The sequence below is a fragment of the Microbacterium sp. NPDC089987 genome (genome assembly GCF_044748505.1).
Lineage (GTDB): Bacteria > Actinomycetota > Actinomycetes > Actinomycetales > Microbacteriaceae > Microbacterium.
In genome coordinates, this window is sequence record NZ_JBIVGE010000002.1 from 557,263 (window position 1) to 576,062 (window position 18,800).

Sequence of the window (18,800 nt, forward strand, 5' to 3'; positions counted from 1 at the left end):
TGGCCTGGGGCACGGCCCGGCGCACGCATAGGCGTGCGGTGCAAGGATGGCGGCATGAGTGATCTGCTGCGCGCGCTCGCCGGCGAGACCCCCGAGCGCACCCCCGTCTGGTTCATGCGTCAGGCCGGGCGGTCGCTGCCCGAGTACCGCGAGCTGCGGGTCGGCACCCGGATGCTGGATGCCTGTCTCACCCCCGACCTGGCATCCGAGATCACCCTGCAGCCGGTGCGCAGGCACCAGGTCGATGCGGCGGTGTTCTTCAGTGACATCGTGATCCCGCTGCGTCTCGCGGGCGTCGATGTCGAGATCGAACCCGGCCGCGGGCCGGTGTTCGCCAGCCCCGTGCGCACGGCCGACGACGTCGCGCGCATCACCCAGATCGACCCCGCCGACCTCGACGGCACTGCCGTCGCCGAGGCCGTGCGTCTGACCGTCGCGGAGCTCGGCGACACCCCGCTGATCGGCTTCGCCGGTGCACCCTTCACTCTCGCCGCGTACCTGATCGAGGGCGGACCGTCGAAGGAGCACCTGCGCGCCCGCGCGATGATGCACGCCGACCCCGACGCGTGGAACGCTCTGGCCGGCTGGCTCTCGCGCATCTCGCGCCGCTTCCTCGAGATCCAGCGCGACGCCGGCGCCTCGGTCGTGCAGCTCTTCGACTCGTGGGCCGGCTCGCTCAGCACCGCCGACTACCGCGCGCACATCGCGCCGCATTCCAAGGCGGCGCTCGAGGGGATCGGGCTGCCCAGCATCCACTTCGGAGTCGGCACCGGACCCTTCCTCGCAGACATGCGTCTCGACGGCGTCGCGGATGCGGTCGGCGTCGACTGGCGGATGCCGCTCGACGAGGCGATCCGCATCGTCGGACCCGACACCGTGGTGCAGGGCAATATCGACCCGGCCATGCTGCAGGCGCCGTGGCCGGTGCTCGAGGCGCACGTCCGCGACGTGATCTCCCGCGGACAGGGCGCCAAGGGCCACATCCTCAACCTCGGGCACGGCGTGCCGCCTGAGACCGATCCCGATCAGCTGACCCGCATCGTGCAGCTCGCCCACGGCGAGCTCTGACGCCAGCCTGCGGGTAGCGGGCGCTGGCTCCCCAGCATCGGGCTCGCGGGTTATGAACGGCAGCCACGGGCATCCGCTCCACAGGCCACGGTGGAAGAATCGGAGCATGATCCGCGAGCATTCCCCCGAACTCGCCGCGCGAGCGGCGCAGCAGCACGTCGTCGTCGTCGGCGGAGGCATCGGCGGTCTGGTCGCCGCCCGGGAATGCGCGAAGGTCGGCATGCGCGTGACGCTGCTCGAGGCATCGGAGGCGCTGGGTGGCAGCATCCGCACCGCCGAGCTCGACGGCATCGCCATCGATGCGGGCGCCGAGAGCTTCGCGACTCGCGGCGGTCACGTGCGGGCGCTGATAGACGAGCTGGGCCTCGCTGACGCGGTCGTGCCACCGCAGGGCGGCGGCGCGTGGCTGAGCGGCATCCCGGGCGCCCCCGACGCACCGCTCCCGAAGGGCAGCCTGCTCGGCATCCCGGCCAACCCCTTCCAGGACGACGTGCGGCGCATCATCGGCTGGCGGGGAGCGTGGCGGGCGTACCTCGACCGTCTGCGCCCGCCGCTGACCATCGGGCATGAGCGCAGCCTCGGCAAGCTGGTCAGCTCGCGGATGGGTGACCGGGTGCGCGACCGGCTCGTGGCGCCGGTGACCGCGGGCGTGTACTCGGCTGATCCCGATGACGTCGACACCGACGTCGCCGCCCCTGGGCTCAATGCCGCTCTCACACGCATCGGCTCGCTGACCGGAGCGGTCGGCGTGCTGGCGGCCGAGCGCAAGGGCAAGGCGCCTGGAGCAGCGGTTCTCGGACTCGTCGGTGGCATGGGCCGGCTGGTCGAGGCGCTGCGCGCCGACCTCGTCGCGTATGGCGTAGACATCCGCACCGGCACCCGCGTCACCCGCCTCGCTCGCGAAGGCGAGAACTGGGCGGTCGAGATCGCGCCGCTGTCCCAGGAGAACCCGGGTGCCGATGCCGGGACCCCTCTGCGTGCCACCGGTGTGATCGTGGCGACAGCCGAGCCCTCCGCGCGCGAGCTCATCGACGCGCACGTTCCGGGCCTCGGTGATGCCGGCCACGCCCCCGAGATCGAGATCGTCACGCTGCTGCTCGACGCTCCGGAGCTCGACGCCGCACCCCGCGGCAGCGGTGTGCTCACGGTGCCGGGCAGTCACACGGCGAAGGCGCTCACCCACTCCACGGTCAAGTGGGGCTGGGTGCGCGATGCCGCTCGGGGTCGCCACCTCGTGCGCCTGTCGTTCGGCAGTCAGGGAGAGCCGGCGGCGACCGCAGCCCTCGATGACGATGCGGCCTCCGCGCTCGCGCTGTCCGAGGCATCCGCCCTGCTCGGCGTAGCCCTGCGCCCACCGCAGCTGCTCGCCGCTCACCGCGCGCGGTACGTGCAGGCCCAGCCGACCTCGCTGATCGGCGCCACAGAGCGGCGCGCCGCGATCCGGACGGCGGTGACCGCCTCTCCCGGCCTCGGAGTGGTGGGGGCGTGGGTCGCGGGCACCGGGCTCGCGCAGGTCGTTCCGGATGCCGTGGCCGAGGCGGACCGGCTGCGCGCGAGCCTGCTCTGGGACTGATCGGAGTCCTGTCCCGGGACCGAACCGGCGGCGCGCTGTTACATCGAACGGGCCTCCGGCGCAAGGGTAGATGCCGAATGCGGAATATGTGGCTACCCTGGAACGCGAAAGAGGCCGCAACCAACGTCAGGAGGCCCTCATGAAGGGAAAGATCGGACTCGTCATCGGCATCGGCGCGGGCTACGTCCTCGGCAGTCGAGCCGGACGCGAGCGCTACGAGCAGATCAAGACGCAGTGGCTCAAGGTGTGGAACCTCGATCCCGTGCAGGAGCAGGTCTCGCGCGTGCAGGACTTCGCGAAGTCGCAGGCCGCCGCTGTTCCCGGTGCCGTCTGGACCGGCGCAGTGAAGGTCGTGAAGGCCGTCTCGAAGTCGGGCACCCCCGGCGAGAAGCTCGACGGCGCGATCGACGCCACGAAGGACGCGGCGGAGAAGGTCGCCGACGCGAAGGACTCGCACGACTCGACGTTGGGTGACACGATGGCTCCCGCGAAGCCGGTCGGCTCCGAGGGCACCACGCCCAAGAACAAGGGCTGAGGCATGCTCCGCGGATACCGCGACCGCGCCGACGACAGCCTGCTGACCCTGCTCGGGGACCTTCCCGAGCTGGTGCGCAACCTCGTCACTGCGGAGGTCAACGCCGCGAAGGCGTGGATCTCGCGCACGGCGAAGGATGCCGGCATCGGCAGCCTGTGGTTCGTCATCGTGCTGTTCCTGCTGTTCTGGGCGATCCCGGTGCTGCTGGCGTTCGCCATCATCGGGCTGAGCTCGTGGTGGCCAGCCTGGCTCTCGGCGCTCGCCGTGTTCGGCTTCCTGCTCGTCTGTACCGTGATCTTCGCCCTGCTCGGGCTGGCGCGGTTCCGCAAGGTCATGAAGCGCCAGAACCCCGGCCAGGCCGTCGCCACCGATGTGCGCATCATCAAGGGAGACTCCGCCAATGACCGATCTTGAGAAGACGGCACTGCCCAGCGCCGCCCTCACCACCGCCGAGGTTCCGCGTACGGTCGTGCCGGCGGGGATCACCGATCCCGTCGCCTCGGCCCGTGCCGAGCTGCGCGCGGCGCTCGCCGCCATCGAGGTGCGGGGGAACTTCCCCCGCCGCATCGAGAAGGCGACGGCGCGGGGCGTCGTGCGCGCTCGCGCCTTCGCGCATCGCAATCCGGCTGGCGCCGGAGCGGCCGTCGTCGCGACGGCAGCCGCCGTCGGCGGGCTCGTGTGGGCGATCGCCCGCGCGATCTCGCGCTGAGAACGCCGCGCAGCACCGCCGGGTTCGCCGCCTTCGCTGAGAAGGGGCAGACTGGAAGCATGTCCGAAACGCGCGATGACAACCCGTCTGGATTCACCTTGTGGGCCGTCTGGGGCAGAAACCCTGACGCGCCCGCGATCGAGACCGACGAGAGCGAGCTCGAAGTGCTCGTCGGCCACATCGAGAGCTCCGGGGTCAGCGTCCGGGGGTTCTACGACGTCAGCGGCCTGAAGGCCGATGCCGACCTGATGGTGTGGCTGCACGGCGACACCGTCGAAGAGCTGCAGCGCGCCCTGAGGCGTCTGCGCCGCACCGACCTGCTGCGCAACCTGCTGCCCGTCTGGAACGTCATGGGCGTGCACCGCGACGCCGAGTTCAACCGCGCTCACGTGCCCGGTTTCCTCCGCGGGGTCGAGCCCAAGCAGTGGCTCTGCCTCTACCCGTTCGTGCGCACGCCGGAGTGGTACCTGATCGAGGAGTCCGAGCGCCGCAAGATGCTCGCCGACCACGGGCGCAAGGGGGCCGCGTTCACCGGCGTGATCGCCAACACCGTCGCCGCGTTCGCGCTCGGCGACTACGAGTGGCTGCTGCCGCTCGAGTCGGATTCGGCGACCGAGCTCGTCGACCTCATGCGCGACCTGCGCTACACCGAGGCGCGTCGCTACGTGAAGGAGGAGGTGCCCTTCTACACCGGGCGCCGCCTGCGTCTCGACGAGATCGCCGAAGTGCTTCAGTGAGCACGCAGACCCCGATCCGCCTCGGCACCCGGCGCAGCGCGCTCGCGCAGGCGCAGTCCGGCCATGTCGCCGACGCGCTCGCAGCGGTCGCCGGTCGGCCGGTCGAGCTCGTGCCGATCGTCTCGGAGGGCGACACGAACCGGGCATCCCTGTCGGAGATCGGCGGAACCGGCATCTTCGCCAACCGCCTGCGCGAGGCGCTGATCGCGGGGGAGTGCGACATCCTCGTGCACTCGCTGAAGGACCTGCCCACCGCCGTCCCCGCTGAGCTGGTCATCGCGGCGACGCCGCCGCGGGCGGATGCCAGGGACGTCGTCATCACGCGCGGCGGCACGCCCCTGCACGAGCTGCGCCACGGCAGCACGGTGGGCACCGGCTCGCCGCGCCGCATCGCCCAGGTGCGGCGTCGTGCACCACACGCCGAGGTGGTCGACATCCGCGGCAACGTCGATTCCCGTCTCGAGCGGGTGTCATCCGGCGAGCTCGATGCCGTGATCCTCGCCGCCGCGGGCCTCACGCGCCTCGGCTCGGAGACGAGCCTGCGTCGTGAGGAGCTGGGTCTCGCCGAATGGCCGACCGCGCCGGGGCAGGGTGCGCTCGCGGTGGAGACCACGGCCGATGCGCCGTCGGAGCTGCTCGACGCACTCGCGCGACTCGACCATCTCGACACCCGCATCGCGGTGACGGTGGAGCGAGCCGTGCTGGCCGGGCTCGAGGCCGGATGCCAGGCGCCCATGGCGGCCCACGCGGTCGTCACCGGCGACAGCATCCGTCTGCGCGCCGTCGTCTACGAACCCGGTGGCGGACGCCGAATCGGACTGGACGTCTCCGAGCCCCTGAACAGGGGGTATATTCGACGGAACGGCAGCGGCAACGGAGCGGATGCTGCCGATGGTGCAGACCCGATGCGCACGGCTCGTGAGCTCGGCGACTCTGCGGCCCATCGGCTGCTCGAACAGGGAGCGGCCGACCTCCTGCCCTGAGAGTGATCGTGATGACTGCTTCCGAAACCAAGACCGCCAGGCCGCTCGACGGCTGGCGCGTTCTCGTGCCACGGGGTGGACCCTGGGGTGACAGTGTCGCTGCCAGCCTGCGTGCGATGGGGGCGGTGCCCGTGGTGGCGCCTCTCATCAACTTCGCCCCGACCACCGATCAGGACGCCCTCGATGCGGCCCTCGGTCGCCTGCAGGCCGGGGAGTACGACTGGTTGACCATCACCAGCGCCACGACGGTCGACGTGCTGTACGCGCATCGCGTCGCGATTCCGTCGAGGACCAAGGTCGCCGCCGTCGGTGAGACGACCGCCGCGGCGCTGCAGGCCGTCGGATACGACGTCGCGCTCATGCCGGAGCTCGACAACTCCGCCGCCGGGATGGCCGAGAAGATCATCTCGATCGAGCCCGACGCGCAGCGCATCCTCACCCTGCGCAGCGAGATCGCCAAGCCGGTTCTCTCGGTCATGCTCACCGAGGCGGGGCACGACGTCGACAGCGTGGTGGCCTACCGCACGGTCGGAGTGCCGGTCACCGAGCGGATCCGCCGCGACGTGGAGAACGGCCGGATCAACGCGATCCTGATCACGAGCGGCTCGGTTGCCAAGCAGGTGCGCGAGCAGTTCCCCGAGATCCCCGGGACCACGCTGCTCGCGGCGATCGGCCCGCGTACGGCGAAGGACGCCGAGAAGGCGGGCCTGCCGGTCACCGCCATCGCCGACAAGCAGACGGTCGACGCGCTGATAGACACTGTCTCGCGGTTCACCCTTCCGCACGCGGCAGACGAGTTCGCACCGTGAGCCGCTTCCCCGAGGCGCGGCTGCGCCGTCTTCGTCAGTCCGCTCCGATTCGCGATCTCATGCGCGAGACCTCGCTCGAGCCGCGTCAGCTGGTGCTGCCGATGTTCGTGCGCGAGGGTCTCGCCGAGCCCGCACCGATCGGCTCGATGCCGGGTGTCATGCAGCACTCCCTGGATTCGCTGAAAGCTGCGGCGACGGATGCCGCCGAGGCCGGTCTCGGCGGAGTGATGCTGTTCGGTGTGCCGGCCGTGCGCGACGCGATCGGATCAGGCGCTGATGATCCAGACGGCATCCTCAACGTCGCCACGACCGCGCTGGCAGCGGAGGTGGGCGATGCCCTCGTCGTGCAGACCGACCTCTGCCTCGATGAGTTCACCGACCACGGTCACTGCGGTGTGCTGACTCCTGCAGGAGCAGTAGACAACGACGCCACACTCGAGCGCTACGCCTCGATGGCTCTCGCGCAGGCTCGCGCAGGATCCCAGCTGCTGGGTCTCAGCGGCATGATGGACGGGCAGGTCGCGGTGATCCGCGAAGCGCTCGATGACGAGGGGTTCCACGACACCCTGCTGCTGGCCTATTCGGCCAAGTACGCCAGCGCCTTCTACGGCCCGTTCCGCGAGGCCGTCGATTCGCAGCTGCAGGGCGACCGGCGCACCTACCAGATGGATCCGGGCAACCGTCGCGAGGGCGTGCGCGAGGCGCTGTTCGATCAGGACGAGGGCGCCGACATCGTCATGGTCAAGCCCGCGATGGCGTTCCTGGACGTGCTGCGCGAGGTGCGCGATGCCGTCGACGTGCCGGTGTGGGCGTACCAGGTGTCGGGCGAGTACGCGATGATCGAGGCCGCCGCGGCGAACGGCTGGATCGACCGCCGCGCCGCCGTGCTCGAGTCGCTCATGTCGATCCGCCGTGCCGGTGCCGACGTTGTCCTCAGCTACTGGGCGGTCGAAGCCGCACGCTGGCTGCGGAGCCGCTGAGGCGCGCGGCCGCACACTTCTCCCCGTTCTGCACACGGAATCGGCCGATGCCTGTGCTGTTCGGGGAAACATGTGCATCCGTGTTCGCTGCCCGAGCCCGGCGCCGCTCATAGCCGGCGTCCGTAGGCTGGATGCATGGACCGCAACGACTCCCTGTTCGACACCGCCCGCTCCGTGATCCCCGGCGGCGTGAACTCGCCGGTGCGCGCGTACGGCTCGGTCGGCGGAACGCCGCGGTTCCTGGCATCCGCTTCCGGCGCCCGCGTGACGGATGCCGCCGGGCGCGAGTACGTCGACCTCGTCGCGTCGTGGGGTCCGGCACTGCTCGGCCACGCGCATCCCGAGGTGGTGCAGGCGGTCCAGGATGCCGCGACGCGCGGCCTCTCGTTCGGCGCCCCCACCGAGGGCGAGGTCGAGCTCGCGCAGCTGATCGCCGAGCGGGTGCGCCACGGCGAGGTGCGACCGGTCGAACGCGTGCGCCTGGTCTCGACGGGCACCGAGGCGACCATGACGGCGATCCGCCTGGCCCGCGGCGCCACCGGGCGCGACCTGCTGGTGAAGTTCTCGGGCCACTACCACGGCCACTCCGACGGGCTGCTCGCCGCCGCAGGCTCCGGCGTCGCCACGCTCGCGCTGCCGGGGTCGGCCGGCGTGCCTGCGCCGATCGCCGCGCAGACGCTCGTCATCGACTACAACGACCCGGATGCCCTGGCCGCGGTCTTCGCCGAGCATGGCGAGCGCATCGCCGCCGTGATCGTCGAGGCGGCGTCGGCGAACATGGGCGTCGTCGCTCCGCTGCCCGGCTTCAACAGGCTCATCGCCGACACCGCCCACGCGCACGGCGCGCTGATGATCCTCGACGAGGTGCTCACCGGATTCCGCGTGCACCCCGCCGGTTTCTGGGGGCTGCAGCAGGAGGCGGGCGAGCAGTACGTGCCCGACATCATCACGTTCGGCAAAGTCGTCGGCGGTGGGATGCCCTTGGCCGCGCTCGGCGGCAGCGCCGCAGTCATGGACATGCTGGCACCCGTCGGACCCGTGTACCAGGCGGGCACGCTGTCGGGGAACCCGCTCTCGGTCGCGGCCGGCATCGCGACCCTCAGGCTCGCGACGCCCGAGGTGTACGCGCGCATCGATGCCGCAGCCGGACGGCTCGCCACCTCGCTGGACGCCGCGCTGACGGCTGCCGGCGTGGTGCACGCGGTGCCGCGCGCCGGCAGCCTGTTCGGCGTCGCCTTTCTGCCTGAGGCGCCGCGCGACTACGCGATCGCTCAGACGCAGGAGTCGTTCCGGTACGCCCCGTTCTTCCACTCCATGCGCGAGCAGGGTGTGGCGCTGCCGCCCAGCGTGTTCGAGGCGTGGTTCCTCACGGCCGCGCACGGCGACGACGAGCTGGCCGCCATCGAGGCCGCTCTGCCCGCGGCGGCCGCAGCCGCGGCATCCGCCTGACCCCGTCTGTGCTGAACCGGCCATGCCGGTTCAGCACAACAGGATCGTTGCCGTCCTGTCAGCAAGTCGTGGGCGTGTCGGTCGGCCGCTTTGGCAGACTGGTCGCATGGTGACCCTGCTGCTGGATCAGACTCGACTTGAGATCGTTCTCTCGCCGATCGAGCGGGCATCGACCTTCCACCGTGAGAACGTGCGCGTCGAGCGCGAGCACATCACCAAGGTGCAGCTGACTCAGGATGCCTGGACCTGGCTGCGCGGAGTGCCGGGACCCGGCACGCACATCCCCGGAATCCTCGCCGCGGGAACGTGGAAGGCCGCGGAGACCACGGACTTCGTGCTGATCCGGCGCCGCCGGCCCAGCGTCGTGGTGGATCTCGATGGCGACGCGCAGTTCCAGCGGCTCATCCTCACGACCCGCCACGGGCTCGCCTTGACCCAGGCGCTGCGGCTCGAGGTCAGCGATCAGCCCGAGGATGTCGCGGACATCGCGACCGGCTCCGTGCCGGTGCAGAAGCAGCGCCAGCGACCGGTCATCCGGCCGCGGCCCCGCACCGCCTGACCGGAACGGCGGGGGCTCAACCGGAACGGCGGGGTCGACGATCCCGCGCGTCAGCGCTGCTGGTGGCTCTGGTCGCCGTCGTGGTGTGCGGGGTCCTGACGCGGCTCGCCGTCGCCGCGATCCGGTGCATCGTCGGCATTCGCCTCGGCCGACTCCTCACGCCGCTGGGCGCGTGAGCTGTACGGGTAGTCGGGCGCCGGGCCCTCGAAGAACCGGCTCGCCGCCGCCGACAGCGAGGTGCGCATCGCAGCGAGCCGCGGGTCGTCGTCCCCGTCGTCGATCGCGTCATCGTCGTCGTCGCTCGAGAGCTTGGGCGTCATGATCGAGATGGCCTCGGTCGCGGGGGCCGGGCTGTCGGAACCCTCGGTGGTGACCGAGGCAGGCAGGCCCGTGATCAGCTCGGTGAAAGTCGGCTCGACGGTCGTGGACGGCAGCGTGACGGCCTCGGTCGCGAGGGGAAGGATGAGCGGACGCGTCTCGTCCGACTGCTCGTCGCCCTCAGCCTGTCCGTCCGAGTCCGGGTGTTCACCGATGCGAGCACTCTCGACCACGCCGTCGACCAGGTCGTCGTCGCTCTGCTCGGCTGCGCCAGCCTCATGCGAGGACGCAGCGTCCCCTGCTGCGTCGAGCTCCGAATCGTCGTCACCGTCGGAATCGGTGCCGTCGGCGACTGCTGCTCGGTCAGCAGTGTCATCGTCATCCGCACCTTCGCGCGTTTCGGCGAGAGCGGCGTCCGCGTCGCTGTCGGCCGCATCCGTGTCGTCCGCGTGCTCGGTCGGCTGGTCGGCTTCCACGCGGTCCGACGCCCGGTCGGCCTCCACGCTGTCCGGCGCCTGGTCGGATGCCGACGACGCGGCTTTCTCGTCATCCGCCTCCGCCCCGATCTCGCCGTCCGCTGCCTGAGCAGCATCCTGCGCGTCCGCCTCGGCGTTCTCCGGCGTCGCCGTGTCTGCGGTGGTGTCGGCGTCCACGTCGCCGTCCGGAGCGTCTTCGATTGCGGGGATGGTGTCAGTCGGCGCTGCTCCGTATCCGGTGCCGGCCGCTGCGACGGCGCCGCCGTCGGCGACCACCGCAGCCGCGCCCGAGAGCGGCACGCCGCCCGCGACCAGGGCCGCGTCGGCCGCGCCAGCGGCGGGGTGCTCTGCATTGGCATCCGCATCGGCGTCGACGGCGTCAGCCGCAGCTTCATCCGTCTCGCCAGCAGCGACGGGCTGGGCGTCTGCGGCTCCGGCTCCGCTCGCCGAGTCCGACGCGTGGGCGACCCGGTTCGCGGATGTGTCGAGGCGCGGGCTGTCGGCGCGGCGACCGTAGACGAGGTCGAGGAAGACCTCCTCGAGGCTGGGCCCGCGCTGCTGCAGCATCGTCAGGGCGACGCCGGCTTCGGCGGCGACTGCGCCGACTGCGGCCGAGTCGGAATCGCGCACGGTGACACCAGAGCGCAGCACGTCGAAGTCGAGCTTGGCGGCCGACAGCGCCGTGATCAGCGGCGCACGGTTCTCGGCATCCACCACGACGGCGCCGCCCGAGGCATCCGCGAGCTCCGAGATCGGGCCGGCGTGCACCGCACGGCCCTTCGAGAGCACCACGACGTCGTCGGCGACCTGCTCGATCTCGCTCAGCACGTGAGAGGAGACCAGCACGGTGCGTCCCTCGTCGGCGAGGCGGCGCATCAGCAGACGCATCCAGCGGATGCCCTCGGGGTCGAGCCCGTTGGCCGGCTCATCGAGCACGAGCACACCGGGGTCGCCGAGCAGCGCCGATGCGACAGCCAGACGCTGACGCATGCCGAGTGAATAGCTGCCCAGGCGGGTGTCCCCGTCGTCCTGCAGCCCGACCAGGTGCAGCACCTCATCGACGCGAGCAGAAGGGATGCCGTTCGCCTTGGCGGCGAGCATCAGCTGACGACTCGCGGTGCGCCGAGGGCGGTACGCCGACTCCTCGAGCACGGCGCCGATGGTCCGCAGCGGGTGACGCAGGTCGGAGTAGCTCGCACCGCCGATGGTCGCGCTGCCCGAGGTGGGGCGGATCTGGCCGAGCAGGATGCGCAGCGACGTGGTCTTCCCGGCACCGTTCGGGCCGAGGAATCCGGTGACGGCGCCCGGCGCCACACGGACGGAGAGGTCGGAAACGGCGGTCACAGCGCCGAAGCGCTTTGTGACCTGGGTGAACTCGAGCACCTGTCCTTCGGGCATGGCGACCTCTCCTGTTCGGGACAATCTCTTCCATCTTCGCGGAAACCTGGGAGAATCTGCGCTTCACCTGCCGGAACGGACGATCCTGGTGCGCAGATCAGTGCAGATCGCGAAGCGGAGTAGCCTGACAGGCGTGACCGACACCGAAGCCGCCACCGTCATCGCCCGCACCGACAGCTCGCTCGGACGCATCACGCTCAACCGTCCCCGGGCCATCAACGCCCTGGATCTCGGCATGATCGAGCAGATCACCGCGGCGCTGAGGGCATGGATCGACGACACCGACGTGCAGACCGTGCTGATCGACGGCGCAGGTGAGCGGGGCCTCTGCGCCGGCGGAGACGTGCGCGCGCTCTACGACTCGATCACGAGCGGCCACCCCGAGCACATCTCGGACTTCTTCCGCGCCGAGTACGCCATGAACGCCCTCATCGCCGAGTACCCCAAGCCGGTCGTCGTCTTCGCCGACGGCATCACGATGGGCGGCGGCATCGGGCTTGCGGGCCACGCGGCCGTGCGCATCGTGACCGAGCGCTCGCGCCTGGCGATGCCCGAGACGCGCATCGGCTTCACGCCCGACGTGGGCGGCACCTGGCTGCTCGGCCGGGCGCCGGGGCGGCTGGGGGAGTACTTCGGCCTCACGGGTCAGAGCATGAGCGCGGCGGATGCCCTGTACCTGGGCTTCGCCGATCACTTCGTGCCGTCCGAGAACCTCGATGGCCTGCGCGACGCGCTGGCCACCCGCGCCGACCCGAGCACCCCGAACGAGCTCACGCTGCTGTTCGACGAGACACCGGAGCCGTCGGCCCTGCCCGCCGCTCGCAAGTGGATCGATCAGGCTTTCTCGGCTGACACTGTGGGGGAGATCATGCAGCGGCTGCGGGACTCGGATGCCCCGGACGCAGCATCCGCCCTCGCGACGCTCGAGGAGCTCGCGCCGACCGCGCTGGCTGTCACCCTCGACGCGGTGCGCGAGGCGCGCGGGATGAGCGGCGTGCGCGAGGCGCTCGAGGGGGAGTACCGCCGGGTGATGTGGTTCGGACACAATCATCCGGACCTGGTCGACGGCATCCGGGCGCAGCTGGTCGACAAGGACCGCGACCCGAAGTGGCAGCCGGCGACCGTCGCCGACCTGCCCGCGGATGCCGGAGCACCGGCGCGGACCTACGTGCCCGAGCCGCCACTGTTCTGAGGCGCCGCTTCTCAGAGGCCGGCGCTCACTCGGACGTAGGCGAACAACCCGACGCAGGTGAATATGCGCGGGATTCTCCTGTGCTCGCGTGTTCGCCTACCTCCGGTGCGGCACTCGCCCGGGGGAGCGAATCGGCTGTGCCGCGGGCTCGTTGCGCGCACCCGCTTCGACGTAGGCCATTAACCCGACGTAGGCGTTTCTGCGCGAGATTCTCCTGCGCTCGCGTGTTCGCCTACCTCCGGTGACTGGTCGACCGAGGCAGCGACGTCCAGCGTGGGCTCGGGCCCGTGCCATGCGTGGTCAGACCGAGGCGGCGAGCTCCAGCAGGCGCGCGACGTGAGCTGAGGCCACGCGCTCGCTCGCGTAGTCGACGGCCGCGTCGCGCGGAGCAGCGAGCAGCGAGCGGTCTGCCTCGAGCTGGACGATCAGGTCGGCGAGTCCCTCGGCATCCGGCGTCGGGGTGCCGAGTGCCGCATCCCCGAACTCCGTCGCGAGCACGGGGTCGCTGACGATCACCGGGCGCCCGTGCGCGAACGCCTCGAGCGCGACCATCGGCTGGTTGTCGAAGCCGAGCGAGGTGATGAGCGCGGCATCCGCGGCATCCATCAGCTCCCCGACCCGCTCACCCGGCACCGGCCCGTGGAACGTGACCCCCGGCACTGGTCGGTGCGTGCCGCCAGCCACGTCGAGGTGCACCCGGCCCCCGCCGAGCCGGCTGGTGACAAGGCGCATCGCGTCGAGCGCCACGTCCACCCGCTTCTCCGGCGCGAAGCGCGCGACCCACAGCAGGCGCAGCGTCCCGCCGTCGGGCGCCGTGGCGACCCGCAGCGGCTGCGCGACGTTCGAGAACGCCTCCACACGCCCCGCACCCGCGTCGCGCAGCGCTGTGGCCTGATGCTTCGACGGCGACAGCACGACGTCGGCCCGCTCGGCGATCCGCAGCGTCATGGTGCGCAGCGCGTTGTTGAGCGGGTGGCTGCCGGCGAAGCGACCGCCGCTCCGGATGCCCGTGAGCGCCGAGTGCACGCGCGCCACGATCGGCGCGAAGGGCGCGAGCGCCGCAGGCGCGCGCCAGAAGAAGGTGTGCACGGTGTGCATCGACGGGATGCCCAGCTGCCGCGCCAGGTCGATCGCCGCTGCGGCGAGCGCGAACTCCGAGTGCACGACGACCGCGCCGATGCCGTGCCGGCGGATGGTCGCGGCAACCAGCGGCTCCAGATCACGGGCGCGGCCGAGCAGCGGCAGATCCAGCACGGGGATGGTGCCGCGCCGCGGCGGGGAGACGGTGGTGATGCCCTCTGACGCCACCGCATCGGCATCCGGGGCCAGGACGACCACCTTCACACCCTCGCCGGCGAGGGCCTCCGCCTGCCGCCGGAATGCGGTCTGCGCCCCGCCGAGATACTTGAGCGAGTAGTCGCACACCATCAGCACTGCAGGGCGGGCGGGGTTCTCCGAGGGCATGACAGCGAGTCTATTCAGGGGTCGTGCGAGCGCACGCCTTCGGCTACCTTGGGGGCGATGAGGAGGCTCTCATGAACAACGCGGTCGAGCGTCTGAGCGACGCGGCCGAGCGTCGAGACCGGCGCACGGCCGACGCGGGCGCGGTGGTCGCCATCGCAGGCGTCGTCAGCGCAGCGATCGCCGCCGTGCTCATGTTCGCTTCCGGCGACGCGGACACCGCCCGAGGGTTCGCATTCGCAGGGATGATCGGCGTCATCGGAGCCGTCACGGCGGCCGCGAAGTCTGCCACGGCCGAGCGCAAGGCGGTGTTCGCCACGGGAGGGGTGCTGCTGCTCATCGTGTCATCCACGATGTTCGGGCTGAGCTTCTCCTGACACCTCGCCCCGCTGGTCCCGCGCTCCTTTTCCGCTGACAGCGAAGGTCAGCCGTAAGGGGGATACGGATGTCGGAGGTTGGTGGCACGATGTGTGATGGCCGCGTTTCGGCCCTCCGAAATCTCACAAGGAAGTCCACCTGTGCTCGGAAAACTCCTCACTCGATATCTGACCAGATACTGGCCGCTGCTCATCACGATCGTCGTGCTGCAGTTCGCCAGTGTGATGGCCTCGCTCAACCTGCCTGAGATCAACGCCGACATCATCAACAACGGCGTCGCGAAGGCCGACATCGGCTACATCTGGAACCGCGGCGGCTTCATGCTGCTCGTGTCGCTGGGGCAGATCCTGGCCTCGATCCTCGCCACCTACTTCGCCGCCCGCATGGCCATGAGCGCGGGGCGCGACATCCGCGGCGACGTGTTCGCGCGCGTGAGCGGCTTCTCCGAGCGCGAGGTCTCGCAGTTCGGCGCCGGCTCGCTGATCACCCGCAACACGAACGATGTGCAGCAGGTGCAGATGCTGGCGATGATGGGTGCGACGATGTTCGTCACGGCGCCGCTGCTCGCGATCGGCGGCATCATCAAGGCCATCCAGACCGACGTCGGCCTCAGCTGGCTGATCGCCGTCTCGGTGCCCCTTCTGCTCGTCATCGCGGTCGTGATCATCGGCCGCATGGTGCCGCTCTTCCGCCGCAACCAGGCCAAGCTCGACGACGTCAACCGCATCATGCGCGAGCAGCTCACCGGTGTGCGAGTGGTGCGCGCCTTCGTGCGAGAACGCATCGAGGAGCGCCGGTTCCGCGCGGTGAACACCGACCTGATGGTGCTCGGGCGCAACATCGGCTCGCTGTTCGTGCTGATGTTCCCGCTGTTCATGCTCGTGCTCAACGTCACCATCGTCGCGGTGGTGTGGTTCGGCGGCGTCGAGATCAACGCCGGCAACGCCGAGATCGGCACGATCTTCGCGTTCATGCAGTACATCGGCCAGATCATGATGGGCGTCATCATGTCGAGCTTCATGGCGATGATGATCCCGCGTGCGGCCGTCTCGGCCGAGCGCGTCACCGAGGTGCTCGACGCCGAGTCGTCGATGACCCGCCCGGAGAACGGCGTGACCGAGTTCCCTGAGCCGGGTGCGGTCGCGTTCCGCGACGTCGAGTTCACCTACCCGGGCGCCGAGGTGCCCGTGCTCTCGGCCATCACCTTCGACGCGCGGCCGGGTGAGACGGTGGCGATCATCGGATCGACCGGCTCGGGCAAGACCACGCTGGTCTCGCTGATCCCGCGGCTGTTCGATGCGACCGGCGGTGTCGTGCAGGTCGGCGGCGTCGACGTGCGCGAGGCCGATCTCGACGCACTCTGGCAGGACATCGGGCTCGTGCCGCAACGACCCTTCCTGTTCTCCGGCACCGTGGCATCCAATCTCCGCTACGGACGGGCGGATGCCACCGACGACGAGCTGTGGGCTGCTCTCGAGATCGCGCAGGGGCGGGACTTCGTCGAGGCGATGCCCGACGGCCTCGACTCGCGCATCGCCCAGGGCGGCACCAACGTCTCGGGCGGTCAACGGCAGCGTCTCGCGATCGCCAGGGCGATCGTGCACGGGCCCCGCATCCTCGTGTTCGACGACTCGTTCTCAGCTCTCGATCTGACGACGGATGCCCGGTTGCGCCAGGCCCTGTGGAGAGAGCTGCCCGACGTCACCAAGATCGTCGTCGCGCAGCGCGTCTCGACGATCACCGACGCCGATCGCATCGTCGTCCTCGACGACGGCGCCGTGGTGGGCGTGGGCACGCACGACGAGCTGCTCGTCATGAGCCCCACATACCGGGAGATCGTCGAGTCGCAGCTGGGGGTGGACGCATGACCCGTTCGACAGGCTCCGAGGCCCAGGACGCAGGCACGTCGCGTCGTGAGCGCGCGCTCGCCGCACGTGCGCAGGCCACGGCGGTCGCCGACCCTTCGGCGAGCTCAGGGCAGGCGCCGATGACCGCCGCCGAGAAGGAGGAGGCTGAGCTCGCCGAGAAAGCGCGCCTCGAGGGCGGTGGCATGTTCGACGGCCCGGCTCCCGGCAAGGCCGACAACTTCGGCCCCAGCTTCAAGAGGATGATCGGGCTGCTCAGGCCCTCGGCCTGGTGGTTCCTGCTGGTGTCGTTCTTCGGCGCCGTCGGCGTCGTGCTCGCCGTCGCCGCGCCCAAGGTGCTCGGCGAGGCGACCAACGTCGTCTACGAGGGATTCATCTCGAGTGTCCTCGGCCAGGGCTTCGGCGGTGCGCCCGGGTTCCCGCAGGGCACGAGCCGTGACCAGGTGGTCGAGGTGCTCCGCGGCGCCGGGCAGGACGAGTTCGCGAACATGGTCTCGGCCATGGACGACTTCGCGGTCGGCGACGGCGTCGACTTCGAGCGACTGCGCTGGATCATCGTCGCGGTGCTGGCGATCTACGTCGTCTCCGCCATCCTCAGCTGGCTGCAGGGATACGTGATCAACGTGATCATGGTGCGCACCATGTGGCGCCTGCGCGAGGACGTCGAGGCGAAGATCAACCGCCTGCCGCTGTCGTACTTCGACAAGGTGCAGCGCGGTGAGCTCATCTCGCGGGTCACGAACGACATCGACAACATCACCCAGACCATGCAGCAGTCGCTGTCGGGTGCGCTGACCAGCGTGCTCACGGTCGTCGGCGTGCTGGTCATGATGTTCTCGATCTCATGGCAGCTCGCGCTGGTCGCCCTCGTCTCGCTGCCGCTCATGGGCGTGATCTTCGGCGTCATCGGCCCGCGTTCCCAAAAGGCCTTCGGCACGCAGTGGCGCAAGGTGGGCCGTCTCAACGCCCGCGTCGAGGAGGCCTTCTCCGGTCACGCGCTCGTGAAGGTGTTCGGTCGCGAGAAGGACGCTCTCGACAGCTTCCAGGTCGAGAACGAGGAGCTGTTCCAGGCGGCGTTCAAGGCGCAGTTCCTCTCGGGCATCATCATGCCCGCGATGATGTTCATCGGAAACCTGCAGTACGTGGGCATCGCCGTGCTCGGCGGCCTGCTCGTCGCCGGCGGCAACCTGCGCCTCGGCGACGTGCAGGCGTTCATCCAGTACTCGCAGCAGTTCAGCCAGCCGCTCAGCGAGCTGGGCGGCATGGCCGCCGTCGTGCAGTCGGGTACGGCTTCGGCAGAGCGGGTCTTCGACCTGCTCGATGCCGAGGAGCAGGATCCGGATGCCGACGACGCGCCCTCCGCGCCGGAGGGCAAGGGCGTCATCGAATTCGAGCACGTCGCGTTCTCGTACAGCGAGGACCGCCCGCTGATCACCGACCTCTCGTTCCGGGTGGAGCCCGGGCAGACCGTCGCGATCGTGGGTCCGACCGGTGCCGGCAAGACGACGCTCGTGAACCTCATCATGCGGTTCTACGAACTCGACTCGGGGCGCATCCTGCTCGACGGGCAGGACATCTCCGAGATGCGCCGCGACGATCTGCGTGCGCGCACCGGCATGGTCCTGCAGGACCCGTGGCTGTTCGCCGGCTCCATCCGAGAGAACATCCGCTACGGCAACGACGCGGCCACCGACGAGCAGATCATCGCCGCGGCCGAGGCGACCTACGTCGACCGGTTCGTGCACTCCCTCCCCGATGGCTACGAGACCGTGCTCGACGAGGACGCCTCGAACGTCTCGGCCGGTGAGCGCCAGCTGATCACGATCGCCCGCGCGTTCGTGTCACGGCCCTCGATCCTCATCCTCGACGAGGCGACGAGCGCCGTCGACACCCGCACCGAGCTGCTGCTGCAGCAGGCGATGGCCGCGCTTCGCGAGGGACGCACGTCGTTCGTGATCGCCCACCGCCTGTCGACGATCCGCGACGCCGACCTCATCCTCGTGATGGAGCACGGCGACATCGTCGAGCAGGGCGACCACGAAGAGCTGATCGCAAGGCGGGGCGCCTACTGGCGGCTGTACCAGTCGCAGTTCGAGCAGGCCGCGACCGACCTCGACGCCGAGGAGACGCTCACCGGTTCCGTGCCCGTGATCGTCACCGGGGACGCCGAAGATGAGCAGGAGGCGATCGCCGAGCAGAAGGTCATCGCCGCCCCCGACGCCCACCAGCTCGGTGAAGCGGTGAAGGAGGCCGAGTCCACGGCATCCGACCCCGACCGCGACTGATCCCGCGACAGCACAACGCCCGCCC

At 70.3% G+C, this 18,800-nt stretch carries 17 protein-coding genes; 15 read left to right on the forward strand and 2 right to left on the reverse strand.

Going from position 1 to position 18,800, the window contains the following annotated elements; all coding sequences use genetic code 11:
• Window positions 1-54 precede the first annotated feature (54 nt).
• The 11 genes from hemE to ACIPV2_RS10420 all read left to right on the forward strand — a co-directional run bounded on the left by hemE (window position 55) and on the right by ACIPV2_RS10420 (window position 9,402).
• On the forward strand, window positions 55-1,068 hold the full coding sequence (gene hemE, locus ACIPV2_RS10370; RefSeq protein WP_400840940.1) for a uroporphyrinogen decarboxylase: 1,014 nt from the start codon (window positions 55-57) through the stop codon (window positions 1,066-1,068).
• A gap of 106 nt (window positions 1,069-1,174) precedes the next feature.
• Window positions 1,175-2,641: a protoporphyrinogen oxidase gene (hemG, locus tag ACIPV2_RS10375; protein WP_400840942.1), complete on the forward strand. Its 1,467-nt coding sequence runs from the start codon at window positions 1,175-1,177 to the stop codon at window positions 2,639-2,641.
• A 139-nt stretch (window positions 2,642-2,780) separates the two neighbouring features.
• Window positions 2,781-3,176, forward strand: a complete 396-nt coding sequence (locus ACIPV2_RS10380) for a hypothetical protein (RefSeq protein WP_400840944.1) — start codon at window positions 2,781-2,783, stop codon at window positions 3,174-3,176.
• Window positions 3,177-3,179: 3 nt separating this feature from the next.
• On the forward strand, window positions 3,180-3,590 hold the full coding sequence (locus tag ACIPV2_RS10385; protein WP_400840946.1) for a phage holin family protein: 411 nt from the start codon (window positions 3,180-3,182) through the stop codon (window positions 3,588-3,590).
• Window positions 3,577-3,885, forward strand: coding sequence for a hypothetical protein (locus ACIPV2_RS10390; RefSeq protein WP_400840948.1), 309 nt, complete (start codon window positions 3,577-3,579; stop codon window positions 3,883-3,885). Before ACIPV2_RS10385 ends, ACIPV2_RS10390 begins: the two co-directional genes overlap by 14 nt.
• A gap of 59 nt (window positions 3,886-3,944) precedes the next feature.
• Window positions 3,945-4,622 (forward strand): hydrogen peroxide-dependent heme synthase, encoded by a 678-nt coding sequence (gene hemQ / locus ACIPV2_RS10395; protein ID WP_101187774.1) that lies wholly within the window; start codon window positions 3,945-3,947, stop codon window positions 4,620-4,622.
• A complete protein-coding gene (gene hemC / locus ACIPV2_RS10400) occupies window positions 4,619-5,605 on the forward strand; it encodes a hydroxymethylbilane synthase (protein WP_400840952.1) in 987 nt (328 codons plus the stop codon). The genes hemQ and hemC overlap by 4 nt, the downstream gene beginning before the upstream one ends.
• An 11-nt stretch (window positions 5,606-5,616) precedes the next feature.
• Complete coding sequence (locus tag ACIPV2_RS10405) at window positions 5,617-6,414, forward strand: uroporphyrinogen-III synthase (RefSeq protein WP_400840954.1); 798 nt, start codon at window positions 5,617-5,619, stop codon at window positions 6,412-6,414.
• Complete coding sequence (hemB, locus tag ACIPV2_RS10410) at window positions 6,411-7,394, forward strand: porphobilinogen synthase (RefSeq protein WP_400840956.1); 984 nt, start codon at window positions 6,411-6,413, stop codon at window positions 7,392-7,394. The genes ACIPV2_RS10405 and hemB overlap by 4 nt, the downstream gene beginning before the upstream one ends.
• A gap of 135 nt (window positions 7,395-7,529) precedes the next feature.
• Window positions 7,530-8,843, forward strand: coding sequence for a glutamate-1-semialdehyde 2,1-aminomutase (locus ACIPV2_RS10415; RefSeq protein ID WP_400840957.1), 1,314 nt, complete (start codon window positions 7,530-7,532; stop codon window positions 8,841-8,843).
• Window positions 8,844-8,949: 106 nt separating this feature from the next.
• The gene (locus ACIPV2_RS10420) at window positions 8,950-9,402 is read left to right on the forward strand and encodes a hypothetical protein (RefSeq protein ID WP_400840959.1); all 453 of its coding nucleotides are present in this window, start codon (window positions 8,950-8,952) and stop codon (window positions 9,400-9,402) included.
• A 50-nt stretch (window positions 9,403-9,452) separates the two neighbouring features.
• On the opposite strand, the gene ACIPV2_RS10425 is transcribed toward ACIPV2_RS10420, so the two are convergent.
• The gene (locus tag ACIPV2_RS10425; protein ID WP_400840961.1) at window positions 9,453-11,594 is read right to left on the reverse strand and encodes an ATP-binding cassette domain-containing protein; all 2,142 of its coding nucleotides are present in this window, start codon (window positions 11,592-11,594) and stop codon (window positions 9,453-9,455) included.
• A gap of 133 nt (window positions 11,595-11,727) precedes the next feature.
• Between ACIPV2_RS10425 and ACIPV2_RS10430 the strand changes: the two genes are divergently transcribed.
• Window positions 11,728-12,786 (forward strand): enoyl-CoA hydratase/isomerase family protein, encoded by a 1,059-nt coding sequence (locus ACIPV2_RS10430; RefSeq protein ID WP_400840963.1) that lies wholly within the window; start codon window positions 11,728-11,730, stop codon window positions 12,784-12,786.
• 300 nt (window positions 12,787-13,086) lie between these two features.
• Here the strand turns inward: ACIPV2_RS10430 and ACIPV2_RS10435 are convergent, their stop codons facing one another.
• Window positions 13,087-14,250, reverse strand: coding sequence for a glycosyltransferase family 4 protein (locus tag ACIPV2_RS10435; protein WP_400840965.1), 1,164 nt, complete (start codon window positions 14,248-14,250; stop codon window positions 13,087-13,089).
• Between the two features lie 71 nt (window positions 14,251-14,321).
• Between ACIPV2_RS10435 and ACIPV2_RS10440 the strand changes: the two genes are divergently transcribed.
• From ACIPV2_RS10440 to ACIPV2_RS10450, 3 genes are all read left to right on the forward strand, one after another.
• Window positions 14,322-14,624: a hypothetical protein gene (locus ACIPV2_RS10440; RefSeq protein WP_400840967.1), complete on the forward strand. Its 303-nt coding sequence runs from the start codon at window positions 14,322-14,324 to the stop codon at window positions 14,622-14,624.
• A gap of 141 nt (window positions 14,625-14,765) precedes the next feature.
• Window positions 14,766-16,493, forward strand: a complete 1,728-nt coding sequence (locus tag ACIPV2_RS10445) for an ABC transporter ATP-binding protein (protein ID WP_400840969.1) — start codon at window positions 14,766-14,768, stop codon at window positions 16,491-16,493.
• A 119-nt stretch (window positions 16,494-16,612) separates the two neighbouring features.
• Window positions 16,613-18,775 carry an ABC transporter ATP-binding protein gene (locus ACIPV2_RS10450; RefSeq protein WP_400841808.1) on the forward strand — a complete coding sequence of 721 codons (2,163 nt, stop codon included), beginning with the start codon at window positions 16,613-16,615 and terminating at the stop codon, window positions 18,773-18,775.
• The last annotated feature ends 25 nt before the right edge of the window (window positions 18,776-18,800 follow it).